This is a genomic window from Algibacter sp. TI.3.09 (assembly GCF_038154905.1).
Lineage (GTDB): Bacteria > Bacteroidota > Bacteroidia > Flavobacteriales > Flavobacteriaceae > Algibacter.
The window spans coordinates 1-344 of record NZ_JBAKAN010000031.1; the positions used below are offsets into that span (position 1 = coordinate 1).

The following is a 344-nucleotide window of genomic DNA, read 5'->3' on the forward strand; positions in this document are numbered from 1 at the left end:
GACTTAAACGATGATAGCTTATTAGCCGGAAATGAAACAGAAGTTAACGATACAGGCGGAGACATTGATGAATTTACAGGCGGCGATATCGACGAGTAAAAGATTAGTAACAAATAATACAATTCACTTTAAAAACATATATAACATGAAAGCATTAAAAATCACATTCTTATTAGCACTATTAGTTACCATATTCACATCATGCACAGAGCAAGATTTAAACGATGATAGCTTATTAGCCGGAAATGAAACAGAAGTTAACGATACAGGCGGAGACATTGATGAATTTACAGGCGGCGATATCGACGAGTAAAAGATTAGTAACAAATAATACAATTCACTTT

At 33.7% G+C, this 344-nt stretch carries 1 protein-coding gene; it reads left to right on the plus strand.

Translation table 11 applies throughout. The annotated features are described in order from the left end of the window. Window positions 1–145 precede the first annotated feature (145 nt). A complete protein-coding gene (locus tag V6246_RS18195; RefSeq protein WP_341560703.1) occupies window positions 146–313 on the plus strand; it encodes a hypothetical protein in 168 nt (55 codons plus the stop codon). The last annotated feature ends 31 nt before the right edge of the window (window positions 314–344 follow it).